Source organism: Dactylosporangium sp. NPDC005572 (assembly GCF_040605515.1).
Taxonomy (GTDB): Bacteria; Actinomycetota; Actinomycetes; order Mycobacteriales; family Micromonosporaceae; genus Dactylosporangium.
Window position 1 is genome coordinate 47234 of the sequence record NZ_JBEXCY010000030.1, and the last position, 16599, is coordinate 63832.

Consider the following 16599-nt stretch of genomic DNA (forward strand, 5'->3'; position numbering starts at 1 on the left):
GTCACACACCTTTCACAGTTGCCGTCAGGCGGACGTCGGGTCCGATCCTGGCGAGGTCGACAACGTCGAGCGTCAATGCTTCGGTGATCGTGGAAATTCCCGCCGGGCCGAGCGCGGCCGGCCCGGCTCCGAGCAGCTTGGGGGCCAGGTAGGCGACGACGCGGTCGATCAGGCCCTCGGCGAGGAACGCGCCGGCGAGCGTCGGCCCGCCCTCCAGCAGCGCCGAGCGCACGCCCCGGCGGTACAACTCCTGCAGCATCGGCCGCAGCTCGACCGGTCCGCCGTTCCCGGTCACGACCCAGGTCGACGCACTGTCATCGAGCACCTTCGCGGTCGCCGGCGCACTGCGGGTGCCCGCCACGACCACCCGGAGCGGGTTGCGCCGCACGTCCGGCAGGCGCACGGTGAGCTGCGGATCGTCGGCCAGCACGGTCCCGATGCCGGCGATGATGGCGTCGACGCCGGCCCGCAGCCGGTGCACGTCCTCCCGGGCCTGCGGGGAGGTGATCCACATGCTGGTGCCGTCGGCGGCGGCGGAGCGCCCGTCGAGCGTGGCCGCGAACTTCCAGATGACGTAAGGGGTGCCGCGATCGACGGCGGTCAGCCAGCCGACCATCGCGTCCCGGGCGAACTCCGGCAGGACCGTGCCGATCTCCGCCCGGAGGCCGGCCGCCCGCAGCCGCTCCAGGCCACCCGCGGCGACCGGGTTGGGGTCGCGCACACCGGCGACGACCCGGGCCACCCCGGCGGCGATGAGCGCCTCGGTGCAGGGGCCGGTGCGGCCGGTGTGGTTGCAGGGCTCCAGCGTGACGTACGCGGTGGCGCCGCGGGCCCGCTCGCCGGCCTGCTCCAGGGCCCTGACCTCGGCGTGCGGCCCGCCGGCCGGCGCCGTGCGCCCCTCGCCGACGACCGTGCCGTCGGGCGCGGCGATGACGGCGCCCACGTTGGGGTTGGGACTGGTCTCGCCGAGGCTCAGGCGCGCGAGCTCCACGGCTCGGCGCATGAGGTCCTGCTCGTCCATGCCAACTCCCGCGCGGTCAAGGTCACGCGAAGGAGGGCTGATGGGGACACGACGGCGGCAGGGGGCGACAGCTCACGCGCGGACGCGCGGGCCGGCCCCTGCTTCCGCGCGCTGAACTCCCATCCGGACTTTCACCGTCGGCCCTGGACTCACACCAGGTCCACCGGCCGATGGCTTCGGCCGGGTCGCGGGCTTCCGGCCTCTCGGCCGGTCACCGCCGGTTCGGAATTGCACCGAGCCCCGCCAGCGCGTGGTGGGTACGTAACCCGAGTCTGCCACACGAACGCGGTCCTTACCGCCGTCCCGGGGGAGGGACATGCGTCACAGGCCGACGATGCCCCGCCGGTCGACGGCGACGTAGTTGCCGTGGTGCTTCTTGGCGACCGACTTCATCTCGGTGGCGACGGAGATGATGTCGCGCGGGTCGCTGAGCGACCCGCCCGCCGACGGGGTGCCGATCGCCACGCCGATCGACAGGGTGACCAGGTTGGCCTGCTGGACCTCGCCGTTGCGCTGGACGACCTCGATGTAGCCGCGCTCGGCGTCGATCGGGTCGTAGAGGGCGTCGGCGGCGTTCTGGAACTCCAGGATCGCCCTGGTGGTGAGGTCCTTGAGCTGCTCGGGGGCGCACACGACGAGGTAGTCGTCGCCGCCGATGTGGCCGAGGAACGCCGGCGGCAGGCCGACCGCGACCACCGCCCGGTGCAGCGCCCGGGCCAGCGCGGTGATGAACTCGTCGCCGCGGGCGAACCCGTAGACGTCGTTGACCGGCTTGAACCGGTCGATGTCGACGTGCGAGACGGCGAAGTCGCTGCCGGCCCGGGCCCGGTCGGTGATCTCGCGCAGGATGCGGCTGTTGCCGGGCAGCCCGGTGAGCGGGGAGACCTCCCGGTTCTCCTGGTTGCGCCGCAGCGTCGAGCGCACCCGGGCGACCAGCTCCATGGTGTCGAACGGCTTCACCAGGTAGTCGTCGGCGCCGGCCTGCAGCCCGATCACCTTGTCGGCGGTCTGGCCGCGGGCGGTGAGCAGGATGATCGGCATCGGGGCGGTCATCGGGTCGGCCCGCAGCCGGCGGGTCAGCTCCAGGCCGTCGAGCTGCGGCATCATCCAGTCGACCACGGCCAGGGCCGGCTGGTGCCGGGCGATCATGTCGAGCGCGGTCTCGCCGTCGTGCGCCAGCAGGACGTCGAAGCCCTCCAGGTCGAGGTTGACCTTGATGAAGCGAGCGATGTCGACGTCGTCGTCGACCACGAGGATGACGTCCGGCTCGCCCACATCTATCCCGTCTGTGCGCTGGCCGCTGCGGCCGTGGCGCGGAGCTTGCGCACCGCGGCGGCCGGGTCGTCGGCGCCGTAGACCGCGGTGCCCGCCACGAACGTGTCGGCACCCGCTGCAGCGCAGGCCGCGATGGTATCTTCGGCCACCCCGCCGTCGACTTCAATGCGCAGTTCCAGGTGGCCGGCGTCGGCGTGCCGGCGGGCGGCGCGGACCTTGTCGAGCAGGTGGGGCAGGAACCGCTGGCCGCCGAAGCCCGCCTTGATCGTCATGATCAGCAGCAGGTCGAAGTGGGGCAGCACGTCGAGATACCCCTCCACGGGGGTGTCGCGGTCGATCGCCAGCCCGGCCCGGCTGCCGGCCGCGCGCAGGTCCTTGGCGATCGCGACCGGGTCGGTGGCCGCCTCGGCGTGGAACGTGACGTTGTACGCCCCCGCCTCCGCATACCCCGTGGCCCAGCGGGCCGGGTCGGCGATCATGAGGTGGCAGTCGAACGGCAGCGTGGTCGCCTTCCGCAGGCTCTGCACCACCGGCAGCCCGATCGTGAGGTTGGGGACGAAGTGGTAGTCCATGACGTCGACGTGCAGCCAGTCGGCCGCACCCTCCACGACCCGCGCCTCGTCAGCCAGACGGGCGAAGTCCGCGGCGAGAATCGAGGGCGCGATCAGCACGTTCTCCTGCACCCGCTCACTGTACTGTGCGCCCGCCGCCGCCCAACTGCGACAATGGCCGACATGGATGTCGTCGACGCGATCATCGCCGACCACGTGCGGTTCGAGACCCTGCTGCGCCGGCTCCGCACCCGCGACACCGACCGGGACGCCCTGCGGGCCGGCCGCGCCTCGACGCGCGCCGAGCTGGCCGACCTGCTGGTGGCGCACGCCCTGGCCGAGGAGTCGGAGGTGTACCCGAAGCTGCGTGAGCTCTTCGGCGGCGAGGACCACGTGGAGCACGGCGAGGACGAGCACGCCGACGGCCACCGTAAGCTGCTGGCGCTCCTCGACGTGGCCGACGTGACGTCGAAGGACTTCGACCGGGCGCTGGGGAAGCTGGCCAACTCGCTCGCCCACCACCTGGACGAGGAGGAGCGGACCCTGCTCAACGACGCCCGCCTGAACCTGGACGCGGACACCCGCGCCTCCCTGGGCGCGGCCTGGCTGGCGGAGCGCGACCGCCTGATCGCCGCCGGCTGCGGCGCCCGCGACGCGGTGGCCGCGCTGCTCCCCGACCAGCCGGGGCGGGGTTCAGCGACGTCCGGGGGGTGACGCGGACCCGGACCACCCTGGCGTGCGCGGCCCGTCCCTGAGCGTCTCGGCCAGCGTCTCCGCCAGGGGCGGGGCGTCGCGGCGGTTGTCCACCGCGAGGTGCGGCACCGCCGGGGCACGCTCCGGCGGGATGGCGGCCAGGAACTCGTCCCAGTGGGCGAGCTTCTGACCGTCGCGGTGCGAGCCGCGGGCGATCAGCCGCTCCCGCAGGGTCGCCGGGTCGGAGCGGACCCAGACCAGCCGGACCGGGTCGCCGCCGAGCGCGGCGACGAACGCCGCCCACCGGGCCGGGTCCCCGATCTGGCCGGTGAACGGGCCGGACAGCAGGACCGGGCAGCCGTGGGCCCGGATCTCCCGGGCGGTCGCGGCCAGGCCGGCGTACTCGTGGACCTTGACGTGCTCGTCGTACCACGGGCCCTCGCGCTCGTCCGGCGGCCGGCCCCCGGCGGCGAGGGTGGCCGCCACGAAGTCGCCGTAGACGGTGTCCTTGTCGAGCAGGGCCGGCACCGGCGACAGCATCCCGAGCAGCAGGCCGGCGACCGTCGACTTGCCGGCCCCCGGCGGCCCGGCGACCACCCAGACGTCGGCCGGGGTCATGCGACGAGGAGCTGGTTGGTCGCGAGCTCGCGGTACAGCGCGTTGGTCTCGGTCAGCTCCTCGTGCCGGCCGGTCGCGACCACCCGGCCGCCGTCCATGACCACGATCTGGTCGGCATCGACGACCGTCGACAACCGGTGAGCGACGACGATCATCGTCCGGTTGCGGGCGACGGTGTCGATCGCCTGGCGCAGCGCCACCTCGTTGCGCGCGTCGAGGTTCGACGTCGGCTCGTCGAGCAGCAGGATCGGCGGCGCGGCCAGCAGGGTGCGGGCGATCGCGAGGCGCTGCCGCTCGCCGCCGGAGAGCAGCACGCCGCCCTCGCCGACCTGCGCGTCGAGGCCCTCCGGGGTGCGGCCGACGATGTCGGCGAGGTTCACCGCGTCGAGGACCGCCAGCATCTGCGCGTCGGTCGCGTCGGGGACGGTGAGGCGCAGGTTCTCCCGCAGCGTGCCGGCGAGCACCGGCGCCTCCTGCTCGACGTACCCGAGCATCCCCCGCAGCGCCGTGCGCGGCAGCTCCCGCACGTCGACGCCCGCGACCCGCACGGCGCCGCCGGTGACGTCGTAGAAGCGCTCGACCAGCTGCAGCAGCGTCGACTTGCCGGCGCCGGACGGCCCGACCAGCGCGGTGCGCGTCCCGTACGGCACGGTGAACGACACGTCGCGCACGACGGGCTCGCCGGTGCCGCCGTAGCCGAACGTCACGCGGTCGAAGGCGACCGCGACCGGGCCGGGCGCCGGCGTGCGGGTGCCGTCGTCGGCCTCCAGGGGTACGGCCAGCACGTCCTCCATCCGCTGGAGCGCGCCGAGGCCGGTCTGCAGCTGGGTGTACGCGTGGATGGCCTGGCCGAGCGGCATGACCAGGAAGAAGAGGTAGAGCACGAACGCCACGAGGTCGCCGACGGAGATCGTGCCGGCCGCGACCCGGGCCCCGCCGACGCCGAGCAGCAGCAGGAACGCGCCCTGGATCGCGGCGAGGCTGGCCGGCCCGACGAGCGCCTCCAGCTTCGCGATGCGCACGCCGGCGCGGTACGCCTCGGTGGCGCTCACGTCGACGGCGGCGATCTCCCGGGCCTCGGCGTTGCTGGCCCGGATCGTGCGGGCGGCGGTGAGCGCCCGCTCGACCGCGCTGGTCATCTCGCCGATGCGCGCCTGGGCCGCCTCCGAGGCCGGGCGGACCCGGCGGGCGAACACCAGCGCGATGCTCAGCCCCAGCGCCAGCCCGGCGCCGGCGGTGAGGAACAGCACGGGGTCGAGCAGCACCATCGCGACCGCCGCGCCGGCCACCATGACCACGCCGGTGACCGTCTCGAACAGCCCGGCGGTGACCACGGCCCGCAGCAGCGTCGAGTCGGCGCCGACGCGGGACAGCAGGTCGCCGGTGCGGCGCCGGTCGTACTCGCTGATCGGCAGCCGCAGCAGGTGCCGGGTCAGCCGCCGCCGCGCGGTGAGCACCAGGCCCTCGGCGGTGCGCTGGAGCAGGAAGTCGCGCAGGGCGTTGAGCAGCGCGACGCCGGCCAGGACGGCCACGAGGACCGCCACGGTGCCGCCGACGGCCCGGGAGGCCTGGAGCCCGTCGAGGACCTGCCGGGTGAGCAGTGGTTGGGCCAGGGTCGTGACCGACCCGGCGAGGGAGAGGACCCCGACGACCACGAGGGTGCCGCGATGGTCCCGCAGGTAGGGCAACAACGACCGCAGTCCGACGGCCGCCCGTTCATCCGCCACGGGTCAACGGTAGCCAGTCCCCGCTGTGGTACCGCTGAGCAGCACGAGCGAGGGGTGACGCAGGACACCCGGGAAGCGGCGCGGGTCGTCCGGGACGGCGACCAGGTCGGCCGGTGCGCCCTCGGCGCCGGCCCCGCTCAGGCCCGGGAAGCCCAGGTAGCGGCGGGCGTCCCAGCTCGCCGCGCCGACCGCGGCCGCGCCCGGGAGGCCGGCCGCCACCAGGTGCTCGATCTCGGTCACCACGTCGCCGAAGGCCAGCGAGTCGGTGCCGGCCAGCACGGTCACGCCGGCCTCGTGGGCGGCGACGGTCGCGGTGCGCAGGCTCTCGACGCCGCCGAGGAACCAGTCCTTGCGCGGGCCCTCGGGCTTGGTGCGCACGTCGGCGACGTGCGGGAGGAAGCCGGACCAGGTCGGCGTGACCGCCCCGCCGCGCCGGGCCAGGACCTCCAGGAGGTCGGCGGTGAGGTACCAGGCGTGCTCGATCGAGTCGACGCCGGCGAGGACCGCGTTGCGGGTGCCCTCCGCGGTCTGGCAGTGCGCGGCGACCCGGCCGCCGGCCGCGTGGACGGCCGTGCACAGCTCCCGCAGTACACCTGCTGGAACCGCGGGCGTGAACGGCTCCCAGTCGCCGTAGGTCTTGCACCACCCGTCGTTCGCCCGGGCCTGCGCGACCGCGGCCGCGGTCAGGTCGCCGGGCGCCGACTGGGGACCGTCGAGGTCGTGCAGGCCGCTCCAGGCGAGCCACTCGCCGGCGGTCACCAGGCGGGGCAGGCGGGGGTCGGCCCGCAGCTCGGCCGGGATCGGCGCGCGGTGCCCGGGCACGCGCAGCAGGGTCGTGCCGGCCTCCGCGTAGGCGAGCGCGGCCGCGGTGAACATCCCGGCATCGAAGGCCATCGTCGCCGGGTCGTGGCCGAGGTGCGCGTGGGCGTCCACCAGGCCGGGCAGCAGGTAGCCGCCGTCCACCACGGTCACCGCGCCGTCGCGCGGCCGGGTGAACGTCAGCCGGCCGCCCACCACCCAGATGTCGCGGAGCTCACCCTCCGGCAGCACGGTGCCACGCAGGTGCAGGCTGGTCACCCGGTCACACTAGACTTGATTGACTCGGATCAGATATGAGGTGCCGCTTGACCGTCCAGTCCGTCCGCCTGTTCGGCGACCCCGTGCTGCGCACGGCGGCCGATCCCGTCGTGGACTTCGACAAGGAGTTGCGCAAGCTGGTCAAGGACCTGCTCGACACGATGGCCCAGCAGAACGGCACCGGCCTGGCCGCCCCGCAGATCGGGGTGGGCCTGCGGGTGTTCTCGTTCGACGTCGACGACGTGGTCGGTCACCTGGTCAACCCGGTCCTGGAGTTCCCCGACGAGGAGGAGCAGGACGGGCCCGAGGGCTGCCTGTCGATCCCCGGGGTCTACGTCGACACGAAGCGCCGGCAGAACGTCATCGCCAAGGGCTTCAACCAGCACGGCGACCCGATCCAGATCGTCGGCACCGGCCTCATGGCGCGCTGCGCGCAGCACGAGACCGACCACCTCGACGGCGTGCTGTTCGTCGACCGGCTCGACGCCGACCGCCGCAAGCAGGCGATGAAGGAGATCCGCGCGGCCGAGTGGTACAACCCCGACGCCCCGCCCGTGGTCAAGTCCAGCCCGCACGGCCTCTTCGGGATCCGGTGAGGCGCGGATGAGGCTGGTCTTCGCGGGCACCCCGGCGGTCGCGCTGCCCGCCCTCGACGCCATCGCCGCCTCGGAGCACGAGCTCGTCGCGGTCGTCACCCGGCCCGACGCGCCGTCCGGCCGGGGCCGCCAGCTCGTGCCGTCGCCGGTCTCGGCGTGGGCGGCGGAGCGCGGCATCCCGGTGCTGACCCCGGCCCGGCCGCGCGAGCCGGAGTTCCTCGACCGGCTCAAGGCCCTCGAGCCCGACTGCGCGCCCGTGGTCGCCTACGGGGCGCTCGTGCCGCGGACCGCCCTCGACATCCCCCGCCACGGCTGGGTGAACCTGCACTTCTCGCTGCTGCCCGCCTGGCGCGGCGCGGCGCCCGTGCAGCACGCGGTGCTGCACGGTGACGACATGACCGGCGCCAGCGTCTTCCTGCTCGAGGAGGGCCTCGACACCGGCCCGGTGTACGGCACGCTGACCGAGCCGGTGGGGCCGCGCGACACGTCGGGCGACCTGCTGGAGCGCCTCGCGGTGTCGGGCGCGGAGCTGCTGGTGCGGGTCCTCGACGGGATCGCGGCAGGCTCGCTCGCCGCGGTGCCGCAGCCGCACGAGGGCGTCTCGCTCGCCCCCAAGCTGACCGTGGAGGACGCCCAGGTCCGGTGGACCGACCCGGCGTTCGCCGTCGACCGGCGGCTGCGGGCCTGCACCCCGGCGCCCGGGGCGTGGACGACGTTCCGCGGCGAGCGGCTCAAGCTGGGGCCCGTCACGCCGCTGACCGCGGCCACCGTCATCGGCGGGCCGCGGCCGCCCGCTCCGGGCGAGCTGCTCGTCGAGCGCAACCGGGTCCTCATCGGCACCGGGACCGTGCCCGTCGTGCTCGGCAGCGTCACGGCGCCGGGGAAGAAAGCGATGCCCGCCGATGCCTGGGCGCGTGGCGCCCGCGTGGAGTCAGGGGAGCTGGCGTCTTGAGGGCGGCGCGCCGTGGTCCGGGCGCGCGGCCGTCCGGAGGGCGGGACGACCGCCTGGCCCGACCGCCGCGGGGCGGGCGGCCGGCGCTCGACCCGGCCCGCGAGGCCGCGTACGAGGCGGTGGCGGCGGTCCACCGCGACGACGCCTACGCCAACCTGGTCCTCCCCCGCATCCTGCGCTCGTCCGGGGTCACCGGGCGCGACGCCGCGTTCGCGACCGAGCTGACGTACGGCACGCTGCGCCAGACCGGCACCCTCGACGCGATCGTCGCGGCCGCCGCCGACCGGCCGATGGAGCGCATCGACCCGCCGGTGCGCGACGCCCTGCGCCTCGGCGCCTACCAGCTGCTCCACCTGCGCGTCGGCGCCCACGCCGCGGTCGCGACCACGGTCGACCTGGTCCGCTCGCTCGTGCCCGGCGCCGCCGGCTTCGCCAACGCCGTCCTGCGCCGGGTCGCCGAGACCGACCGCTCGGCCTGGCTGGCCCGGCTCGCGCCGGCCGACCCGGTGGACCGCGCCGCCCTGACCCACGCCCACCCGTCGTGGATCGTGCGGGCCTTCGCCGACGCCCTCGGCTCCCTCGAGGAGGCCGAGCTGGCGCTGGACGCCGACAACCTGGCCCCGCCGGTCCACCTGTGCGCCCGCCCGGGCCTCGTCGACGCCGCCGACCTGGCGGCCTCGCTGCGCGGCGCGGCGGTCGGGCGGTACTCCCCCTACGCGGTGGTGCTGTCCGGCGGCGACCCGGCGGCGATCGCGGCCGTGCGCGACGGCCGCGCCCACGTCCAGGACGAGGGCAGCCAGCTGGTCGCGAACGTCCTGGCGACGGCTCCGCTCGACGGCCGCGACGAGACGTGGCTCGACCTCTGCGCCGGCCCCGGCGGCAAGGCCGGCCTGCTCGGCGCGCTGGCCCGCGACCGCGGCGCGCACGTGACCGCGGTCGAGGTGGCCCACCACCGCGCGGCCCTGGTCGCCTCGGCGACGGCGGGCCTGCCGGTGTACACCATCAACGCCGACGGCCGCGACGTGGGCCGCGACCGCGACCTGCCGGTCGGCGGCTTCGACCGGGTCCTGGTCGACGCCCCGTGCACCGGCCTGGGCGCGCTGCGCCGCCGCCCCGAGGCCCGCTGGCGCCGCCAGCCGTCGGACCTGCCGCCGCTGACCCGCCTGCAGCGGGAGCTGCTGCAGTCGGCGTTCCGCGCGGTCCGGCCGGGCGGCCTGGTCGCGTACGTCACCTGCTCGCCCCACCAGGCCGAGACCTCGGTGTCGGTGACGGAGGCGGCGCGGCGCTCGGACATCGAGATGGACCTGGTGGACGCCCGGCCGTACCTGCCGCCGTCGCTGCCGGAGATGGGCACGGGCCCGACGGTCCAGCTGTGGCCCCACCGCCACGGCACGGACGCGATGTTCCTGGCCCTCCTGCGCCGCACCTCCTGAAGCGGGCCCGGCGGGCTACAGCAGGTCCAGCGGGTCGATCTGGACGTGGACCGGGTCCGGGGCCTTGCGGGCCGAACGCACCCCCGCCGCCGCCCGCAGCGCCAGCCCCAGTGCCCGGCCGACCGAGCGCGGGGTCCGGATGAGCATCCGCTCGTGGCCCGGCTCTCGGACGGGTACCGGGCCGAGCACCTCCGCGCCCGCCGGCAGCTGCGCGGCCGCCAGCAGCTCCGCGACCGCCGCCGGGACCCCCGTCACCGCGGCCATCCGCGTCGCCGGCGGGAAGCCCAGCTCGCGCCGGTCCGCGAGCTCGCGCGCGGCGAGCCAGCCCGGGTCGAACCGCAGCAGGGCCTGCACGACGGCCAGGCCGCCCTCGGCGACGACCACCACCTGGCCGTGCCGGGAGGCCGGGCGGGCCAGCGCGGCCGCGGCCAGCCAGCGGCGCAGCGTCTCCTCCGTGCCGCGCAGGTCGGCCCGGGTCAGCAGGGCCCAGGTGTCGAGGAGGAGCACGGCGCCGTACCCGTCGAGCGCGACCGGCTCGGCCCCGGGGGTCGCCACCACGAGCGACGCGCCGGCGGGGACGGTGGCCAGGACCTCGTCGCGGCCGGAGGTGCGCACCGGCGTGCCGGGGAACGCGCGGGCCAACTCCTCGGCGGTGCGCCGGGCGCCGATCACCGCGGCGCGCAGGCGGCGGCCGCCGCACTCCGGGCAGGCGTGGTTCGCCGCCGGGCGGCCGCACCAGCGGCACTGCGGCGCCTCCGTGGCCGAGGGCAGCGACAGCGGGCCGGCGCAGTGGACGCAGCGCGACGGGGTGAAGCAGTCGGCGCAGGCGACGACCGGGATGTACCCGCGCCGGGGCACCTGGATGAGGACCGGCGCGTCGCGGGCCAGGGCCTCGCGGGCGGCGCGCCAGGCGATCGACGGCAGCCGGGCGGCGACCGCCTCGGGCTCGCGCGGCTGGTCGTGCTCGCCGGTGGTGATCACGCGGGGCATGGCGCGGCGCAGGCCGTCGCGGCCGGCGGTGACCTCGATCGCCCAGCGGGCCTCGACGAGCTGCTGGGCCTCGGCGGTACGGCCGAATCCCCCGACGACCGCGGCACAGCCCGTCTGCTCCGCGCGCGACAGCAGGACCTGCCGGGCGTGCGGGTACGGCGCGCGGGGCTCGGCGTGCAGGTCGTCGCCGTCGTCCCAGATCGCGACCAGCCCGAGGCCGGCGACCGGGGCGAAGGCCGCGGCGCGGGTGCCGGCGACGATCCGGGCGCGGCCGCGGGAGACCTCCAGGAAGCGGCGGTACCGCTCGGCCGGCCCGAGTGCGGCGGAGAGCGCCACGTGGTGCGCGGGACCGCCGAGCACCCGGGTCAGGGCGGCGTCGAGGCGGTCGAGGTCGCGGGCGTCGGGCACGACGAGCAGCGCGCCGCGCCCGCCGGCCAGGCAGGCGGCGGCGGCCTCGGCCAGGCGGGCCGGCCAGTCCTCGCCGGGCAGCGCGGTCCAGACGGCCCGGGGCGCCCGCCCGTCGCCGAGCGCCCGCAGGAAGGCGGGCCCGGCCGGGTAGTGCCCCCACCCGTCCGGCGCGACGGTGCCCGTCCAGCCGGGCGGGGCGTCCGGCACCGGCGCCCCTTCGGTCTTCGCGTGCCGCGGCGGTACCGCGAGCCGCAGCACGTCCGACAGCGTCCCCGCGTACCGGTCGGCGATCTCCCGGGCCAGGGCGACGACCTCCGGGGCGGCGACGGCCTCGGGCGACACCACGCGGTCGAGGAAGGCGAGCCGGCCGTCGTGGCCGGAGGCGGCGGTGCGGTCGAGCAGGAACCCGTCGACGAGCTGGCCGGCGAAGCGCACCCGGACCCGGACACCGGGCTGGGCGGCGGCGTCGGCGTCGGCCGGGACGAGGTAGTCGAACGGGCGGTCGAGGTGCGGCAGCGGGGTGTCGACGCAGACCCGGGCGACCGGCAGCTGCTCGGCGGCGGGGCGCTCGGCGGCCGGCTTGCGGGTCTTGGCCCGGGTGGCGGCGCGGCGGGGCGCGACGGCCGATTCGGGAAAGAGCGCGGGCACTTCCCCGCCGTCGGGAGCAATAGACGCTGGCTGATCGATCGGCGCTTCGCGAGGGCCCGGGGCGGCAGATGTCAGCGGAATGGCGACATCGTCCGAAGTCGATACATCGGTCGGGCGCGCGAGAGGCGCGGGGGAAGCGGGTGCCGCACCTTCCACGGGGCCGGACGACGCCGGCCGACCGGTCCGCGAACGGGACGGGTCGGCCGGCGGCACTGGCGCGGTGGCGGGGTCAGGCGCCGGCGGCGGACTTGAGCTCCGCCGTGCGGCTGGCCTGCTCCCAGGTGAAGCCGGGCAGCTCACGGCCGAAGTGACCGTAGGCGGCCGTCTGCTGGTAGACCGGCTTGAGCAGGTCGAGGTCGCGGATGATGGCCGCCGGGCGCAGGTCGAAGACCTCGTTGATGGCCTTCTCGATGCGCTCGACCGGGACAACCTCGGTGCCGAACGTCTCGACGAAGAGCGAGACCGGGTGGGCCTTGCCGATCGCGTACGCCACCTGGACCTCGCAGCGGTCGGCCAGGCCGGCCGCCACCACGTTCTTGGCCACCCAGCGCGTCGCGTACGCCGCGGAGCGGTCGACCTTCGACGGGTCCTTGCCGGAGAAGGCGCCGCCGCCGTGGCGGGCGTAGCCGCCGTAGGTGTCGACGATGATCTTGCGGCCGGTCAGGCCGGCGTCGCCCATCGGGCCGCCGATCTCGAAGCGGCCGGTCGGGTTGACCAGCAGCCGGTAGCCCTCGGTCTCCAGGCCCAGGCCCTCCAGCTCGGGGGCGATGACGTGCTCGCGGACGTCGGGGGTCAGCAGCGACTCCAGCGAGATGTCGGGCGCGTGCTGGCTGGACACCACGACGGTGTGCAGGCGGACCGGACGGAGCCCGTCGTACTCGATCGTGACCTGCGTCTTGCCGTCGGGCCGCAGGTAGGGGATCGTGCCGTCCTTGCGCACGGCGGAGAGGCGGCGGGCGAGCCGGTGCGCGAGCGCGATCGGCAGCGGCATGAGCTCGGGCGTCTCGTTGCACGCGAAGCCGAACATCATGCCCTGGTCGCCGGCGCCCTGCAGGTCGAGGGCGTCCTCGCCGCTGCCCTCGCGGACCTCCAGCGCCGAGTCGACGCCCTGCGCGATGTCAGGCGACTGGGACCCGATGGAGACGCTCACGCCGCACGACGCGCCGTCGAAGCCCTTCTTCGACGAGTCGTAACCGATGCCGAGGATCGTCTCCCGGACGATCTTGGCAATGTCGGCGTACGCGCTGGTGGTTACCTCGCCGGCGACGTGGACCTGGCCGGTGGTGATCAGCGTTTCGACCGCCACCCGGCTCCGCGGGTCCTGGGCAAGGAGCGCGTCGAGGACGCCGTCGCTGATCTGATCGGCGATCTTGTCCGGGTGACCTTCGGTGACAGACTCTGACGTGAACAGGCGGCGGGCCAACGGTGCTCCTCAGGGGTACGGGCGTTCGGATTCGGGCTTCGCCAGAGTGTACGACCTGGCGATCGAGGACCGACGAAGGCATCGCATGGAACAACCCGGGGAACTCACCCGGCGATCCCCCAGTCGGCCCCTTGATCAGCGCAAACGAGCCGAAACCAGATCCAAAATCCTATCGGCTAGATCGTCTTTGGACAGTTCGGGCAGTGAGTCGCGAGTGCCTTCTGCGGTGAGGATCACGGCCTGGTTGTGCTCCGCGCCGAACGTCTTGGTGATGCCGACCTCGTTGACGACGATGAGGTCGGCCCGTTTCCGCAGCAACTTCTCCTGGCCGTTGGCCACCGCGCGCTCCAGGTCGGCCGTCTCGGCGGCGAACGCGACGAGCACCTGACCGGCCGGCTTGGCCGCGCCCAGCTCGGCCGCGATGTCGGGGTTGGTGACCAGCTCCAGCGTGGGCGCGGCGCCGTCGACCTTCTTGATCTTACTCTCGGCGAACGCCGCCGGGCGGAAGTCGGCGGGGGCGGCGGCCATGACGACGGCGTCGGCCGTGCCGGCCGCCGCGAGGGTGGCCTGCCGCAGCTGCTCGGTGGTCTCCACCCGCACCACGTCGGCGCCGGCCGGGTCGGGCAGGGCGACGTTGGCGGCGACGAGCGTGACCCGGGCGCCGCGGGCGATCGCGGCCCGGGCGATCGCATACCCCTGCTTGCCGGAGGAGCGGTTGCCGATGAACCGGACCGGGTCGATCGGCTCGCGGGTGCCGCCGGCGGTGACCACGACGTGGCGTCCGGCCAGGTCGAGGGCCTCCTCCGGGGCCAGCCCGCCGCGGCGCAGCAGGCGCACGGCGGCGGCGAAGATCTCGGGCGGCTCGGGCAGCCGGCCCTTGCCGGTGTCGGCGCCGGTGAGCCGGCCGACGGCGGGCTCCAGGACGACCGCGCCGCGCTCGCGGAGGGTGGCGACGTTGGCCCGGGTCGCCGGGTGCTCCCACATCTCGGTGTGCATCGCGGGGGCGAACAGCACCGGGCAGCGGGCCGTGAGCAGCGTGTTCGTGAGCAGGTCGTCGGCCAGGCCGTGCGCGGCCTTCGCGAGCAGGTCGGCGGTGGCGGGCGCGACGACGACCAGGTCGGCCTCGCGGCCGAGCCGCACGTGGGGCACCTCGTGGGCGCCGGAGAAGACGTCGGTGGCGACCGGCTGGCCGGACAGGGCCGCCCAGGTCGCCTCGCCGACGAAGGTGAGCGCCGCGGCGGTGGGCACGACCCGGACCCGGTGACCCGACTCGGTCAGCAGGCGCAGCAGCTCACAGGCCTTGTAGGCGGCGATCCCGCCGGCGACGCCGAGCACGACGCGTGGCCGTGCCTCGGCGCGCTGGTCCATTGAGGCCTAGGCCTCGTCGATGCGCTCGGCGGTCAGCAGACCGCTGTTGATCTCCCGCAGGGCGATGGAGAGCGGCTTCTCCTGCGGCGTGGTCTCGACGAGCGGGCCCACGTATTCGAGGAGGCCCTCACCGAGCTGGCTGTAGTAGGCATTGACCTGGCGGGCACGCTTCGCCGCGAAGATCACCAATGCGTACTTCGACGTCGTCTTCTCGAGCAGCTCGTCGATCGGCGGGTTGGTGATCCCCTGCGGGTCTGCCACGGTTCCGGCCACGGAAACAACCTCAAGACTTTCGCAATTGACGGCTCACGAACCCAGCAACCTTACCAGAGCGTGACGGCCGTCTGCGTGACCCTCGTCGCAGTACCGCCGGATGACCAGCGGAGCCGCCCGGCATCCACTCCGGCGCAGTGTCGAGACGCCGACACGGAGGGCAACGGCGAAGCGCCCGGGCCGTGGCCCGGGCGCTTCGAGGTCTCACACTGGTCCGGGGGGACCGACTGGGCGGTCACTTGCCGCCGGCGAACTCCCCGAGCAGTGCCTTGCGCTGCTGGTCGCCGAGGCCACGCAGGCGGCGGCTTTCGGCGATCTTCAGCTTCTCCATGATCTGCGTTGCGCGGATCTTGCCGATGCCGGGCATCGCCTGGAGAACGGCCGAGACCTTGAGCTTGCCGACGACGTCGTCGGACTCCGCGCGGTCGATCACGGCAGCAAGCGTCGTCTTGCCCTGCTTGAGTTGCTCCTTCAGCTCAGCGCGAGCCTTGCGGATCTCAGCCGCCTTTTCCAAAGCGGCAGCGCGCTGTTCCGGGCTCAGTGACGGGAGCGGCACCAGGTCTCCTCAGGTCCCTTGAAAAAAGTGTTGATGGTCTAGCGCCGGGAAAACTAGCGGTCAGAAGCCATTTCAGCAACGTCGGAAGACAAGATCGACGGCCTGTGGCGATTCGGTGATCAGGCCGTCACCGCGATTGCGGCGGCGCAGACGTCCCTCGCACGGTCCGCCGCGGCCCGCAGCGCGGCCACGTCCGGACCCGCCGAGAGCACCTCGCGGGACCACGACGGGAGGACGTCGCCGAGCGCGTCTCCGAACACGACTCGGAGATCCTCGGCCCGGCCGCCCTGGGCGCCGAGGCCCGGCGCGAGGATCGGTCCATTGAGGTTGGTCAGATCGTGGCCGGTCGGCCCGATCGTCGCGCCGATCACCACGCCGACGTCGCCGAGCGGCGTCGCACCCTGGTTGACCTGCGAAATCTCGTCGATCACGGCCTGCGCGACGGTCTTGCCGGCGGCCCCGACGGCCCGCTGGACGGCCGCCCCTTCGGGATTCGAGGTGAGGGCGAGCACGAACGCGCCGAGGCCGTTCTGCTGGGCTTTCTCCACGATCGGGCGCAACGCGCCGAAGCCGAGGTACGGGCTGATCGTGATCGCGTCGGCGCACAGCGGAGCGGCCGGGTCGAGGTACGCGTCGGCGTAGGCGGCGGCCGTGGAGCCGATGTCGCCCCGCTTGACGTCCAGCAGCACAAGGGTTCCGGCCGAGCGCAACTGTCGGATAGTTGACTCCAGAACCGCTATGCCCCTGGAGCCGAAACGCTCATAAAAGGCAGACTGGGGCTTCATCACCGCGACCCGGTCGGCCAGCGCCTCCCCCACCGTCTGACTGAACGCTTCCAGGCCCTTGACATCGTCGGAGAGGCCCCAGGAGGCGAGGAGGGAGGGGTGGGGGTCGATCCCCACACACAGTGGTCCCAAGGCGTCCATGGCGGCCCGCAGCCGGGCCCCGAACGGAACGGTCACGTTACGACTCCAGAGGTCGGGAACGGGC

Annotated in this window: 16 protein-coding genes and 1 riboswitch; of the genes, 4 read left to right on the forward strand and 12 right to left on the reverse strand. The window is 74.6% G+C overall.

The features are described 5' to 3' along the window. Position 1: 1 nt before the first annotated feature. The 3 genes from ribD to rpe form a co-directional block, all read right to left on the reverse strand. Positions 2 to 1021 carry a bifunctional diaminohydroxyphosphoribosylaminopyrimidine deaminase/5-amino-6-(5-phosphoribosylamino)uracil reductase RibD gene (gene ribD / locus ABZS66_RS17620; protein ID WP_354758741.1) on the reverse strand — a complete coding sequence of 340 codons (1020 nt, stop codon included), beginning with the start codon at positions 1019 to 1021 and terminating at the stop codon, positions 2 to 4. A gap of 106 nt (positions 1022 to 1127) precedes the next feature. Further along, positions 1128 to 1273: riboswitch (FMN riboswitch) on the reverse strand. A gap of 69 nt (positions 1274 to 1342) precedes the next feature. Next, positions 1343 to 2302: a response regulator gene (locus tag ABZS66_RS17625; protein WP_354758800.1), complete on the reverse strand. Its 960-nt coding sequence runs from the start codon at positions 2300 to 2302 to the stop codon at positions 1343 to 1345. Then, entirely contained in the window at positions 2299 to 2979 is a 681-nt protein-coding gene (gene rpe / locus ABZS66_RS17630; RefSeq protein ID WP_354758743.1) for a ribulose-phosphate 3-epimerase, read from the reverse strand. The genes ABZS66_RS17625 and rpe overlap by 4 nt, the downstream gene beginning before the upstream one ends. Before the next feature lie 51 nt (positions 2980 to 3030). On the opposite strand from rpe, the gene ABZS66_RS17635 reads away from it, so the two are divergent. Further along, positions 3031 to 3561 carry a hemerythrin domain-containing protein gene (locus tag ABZS66_RS17635; protein ID WP_354758745.1) on the forward strand — a complete coding sequence of 177 codons (531 nt, stop codon included), beginning with the start codon at positions 3031 to 3033 and terminating at the stop codon, positions 3559 to 3561. Here ABZS66_RS17635 and ABZS66_RS17640 read toward each other — a convergent pair. From ABZS66_RS17640 to ABZS66_RS17650, 3 genes are read right to left on the reverse strand one after another with little or no spacing between them, the layout of a single operon-like run. Continuing rightward, positions 3541 to 4158: an AAA family ATPase gene (locus ABZS66_RS17640; protein WP_354758747.1), complete on the reverse strand. Its 618-nt coding sequence runs from the start codon at positions 4156 to 4158 to the stop codon at positions 3541 to 3543. The genes ABZS66_RS17635 and ABZS66_RS17640 overlap by 21 nt on opposite strands. Next, the gene (locus ABZS66_RS17645; RefSeq protein WP_354758749.1) at positions 4155 to 5885 is read right to left on the reverse strand and encodes an ABC transporter ATP-binding protein; all 1731 of its coding nucleotides are present in this window, start codon (positions 5883 to 5885) and stop codon (positions 4155 to 4157) included. The genes ABZS66_RS17640 and ABZS66_RS17645 overlap by 4 nt, the downstream gene beginning before the upstream one ends. Positions 5886 to 5888: 3 nt before the next feature. Next, positions 5889 to 6962 (reverse strand): amidohydrolase family protein, encoded by a 1074-nt coding sequence (locus ABZS66_RS17650; protein WP_354758751.1) that lies wholly within the window; start codon positions 6960 to 6962, stop codon positions 5889 to 5891. 47 nt (positions 6963 to 7009) lie between these two features. Between ABZS66_RS17650 and def the strand changes: the two genes are divergently transcribed. Genes def through ABZS66_RS17665 form a run of 3 tightly spaced genes read left to right on the forward strand, consistent with a single transcriptional unit; the run spans position 7010 to position 9943 of the window. Continuing rightward, entirely contained in the window at positions 7010 to 7558 is a 549-nt protein-coding gene (def, locus tag ABZS66_RS17655) for a peptide deformylase (RefSeq protein WP_354758753.1), read from the forward strand. Between the two features lie 7 nt (positions 7559 to 7565). Continuing rightward, positions 7566 to 8510 (forward strand): methionyl-tRNA formyltransferase, encoded by a 945-nt coding sequence (gene fmt, locus ABZS66_RS17660; RefSeq protein WP_354758755.1) that lies wholly within the window; start codon positions 7566 to 7568, stop codon positions 8508 to 8510. Between the two features lie 53 nt (positions 8511 to 8563). Beyond that, entirely contained in the window at positions 8564 to 9943 is a 1380-nt protein-coding gene (locus ABZS66_RS17665) for a transcription antitermination factor NusB (protein ID WP_354758802.1), read from the forward strand. A 15-nt stretch (positions 9944 to 9958) separates the two neighbouring features. On the opposite strand, the gene ABZS66_RS17670 is transcribed toward ABZS66_RS17665, so the two are convergent. From ABZS66_RS17670 to pyrF, 6 genes are all read right to left on the reverse strand, one after another. After that, entirely contained in the window at positions 9959 to 11890 is a 1932-nt protein-coding gene (locus tag ABZS66_RS17670; RefSeq protein WP_354758804.1) for a primosomal protein N', read from the reverse strand. Positions 11891 to 12218: 328 nt separating this feature from the next. Continuing rightward, the gene (gene metK / locus ABZS66_RS17675; RefSeq protein WP_354758757.1) at positions 12219 to 13412 is read right to left on the reverse strand and encodes a methionine adenosyltransferase; all 1194 of its coding nucleotides are present in this window, start codon (positions 13410 to 13412) and stop codon (positions 12219 to 12221) included. 135 nt (positions 13413 to 13547) lie between these two features. Beyond that, entirely contained in the window at positions 13548 to 14780 is a 1233-nt protein-coding gene (gene coaBC, locus ABZS66_RS17680) for a bifunctional phosphopantothenoylcysteine decarboxylase/phosphopantothenate--cysteine ligase CoaBC (protein WP_354758759.1), read from the reverse strand. A 6-nt stretch (positions 14781 to 14786) separates the two neighbouring features. Then, positions 14787 to 15053 (reverse strand): DNA-directed RNA polymerase subunit omega, encoded by a 267-nt coding sequence (gene rpoZ / locus ABZS66_RS17685; RefSeq protein ID WP_354758761.1) that lies wholly within the window; start codon positions 15051 to 15053, stop codon positions 14787 to 14789. Between the two features lie 235 nt (positions 15054 to 15288). After that, a complete protein-coding gene (gene mihF, locus ABZS66_RS17690) occupies positions 15289 to 15609 on the reverse strand; it encodes an integration host factor, actinobacterial type (protein WP_190253177.1) in 321 nt (106 codons plus the stop codon). 119 nt (positions 15610 to 15728) lie between these two features. Beyond that, complete coding sequence (pyrF, locus tag ABZS66_RS17695; protein WP_354758764.1) at positions 15729 to 16571, reverse strand: orotidine-5'-phosphate decarboxylase; 843 nt, start codon at positions 16569 to 16571, stop codon at positions 15729 to 15731. Between the last annotated feature and the right edge of the window lie 28 nt (positions 16572 to 16599).

Bases quoted from the DNA above. Each gene is read 5' to 3' on its own strand.
- ribD (WP_354758741.1), bottom strand. From the start codon at position 1,021: ATGGACGAGCAGGACCTCATGCGCCGAGCCGTGGAGCTCGCGCGCCTG.
- ABZS66_RS17635 (WP_354758745.1), top strand. From the start codon at position 3,031: ATGGATGTCGTCGACGCGATCATCGCCGACCACGTGCGGTTCGAGACC.
- ABZS66_RS17640 (WP_354758747.1), bottom strand. From the start codon at position 4,158: ATGACCCCGGCCGACGTCTGGGTGGTCGCCGGGCCGCCGGGGGCCGGC.
- fmt (WP_354758755.1), top strand. From the start codon at position 7,566: ATGAGGCTGGTCTTCGCGGGCACCCCGGCGGTCGCGCTGCCCGCCCTC.
- coaBC (WP_354758759.1), bottom strand. From the start codon at position 14,780: ATGGACCAGCGCGCCGAGGCACGGCCACGCGTCGTGCTCGGCGTCGCC.